This window comes from Mesorhizobium sp. PL10 (genome assembly GCF_053714315.1).
In genome coordinates this window covers 1-607 of sequence record NZ_JBSKBR010000182.1, presented here as the reverse complement: position 1 = coordinate 607, position 607 = coordinate 1, and the positions used below count along the sequence as shown (strand labels likewise).

1 protein-coding gene is annotated in these 607 nt (G+C 56.0%); it reads left to right on the top strand.

The features are described from left to right. Positions 1-580: MlrC C-terminal domain-containing protein (locus tag ACWGTO_RS33755; protein WP_454578991.1), on the top strand; the 580-nt coding region annotated here is incomplete at its 5' end. Positions 581-607 lie beyond the last annotated feature (27 nt).

Below are 607 nucleotides of genomic sequence, written 5' to 3'. Positions count from 1 at the left end.
CGGCGCGCCGGGAGACAGCACCTTGATCCTTCAGGCCGCGCTGAAACATCCTGTGAAGCTCCAGGGCGCGATGACGGTCAATGATCCGGAAACCGTCGTACAGGCATATACGGCCGGAGCCGGCGCAAAAATTAAGATGCATCTCGGCGGCAAGATGACTCCGCTATATCTGCCCTTCGAGGTCGAAGGCGAGGTCAGACTGCTCAACAGCAGCGATATCAAACTCATCGGACCCAATTTTGCGAACGAATCCGCGGCTATGGGAAAGACGGCCCTCATCGAGATTGACAACCGTTTCCTTGTGATTGCCACTTCAAAGCCAGGATTCATAGTCGATCGCGCCATTTTTGAATCCCACGGCGTCAATATCAGGGAGCAAGACTTTATCGTGATGAAGTCGCAGTTCCACTTCAGTCGCAATTTCGAGGGCGTTGCCGCGACCATCTATGTTGCAAGCGCGGGCCTCTCCTATTTCGTGCCAGGTGGTTTCCCCAAAAAGCGCGCACGGGTCTGGCCGGACACCAATGTGGGCGACACGCCCATTGTCGCGGCCCAAGTAGTGGAGCGTTTAGCCGTATAAGGCATTCTCGCGACACCAGACCCGCTA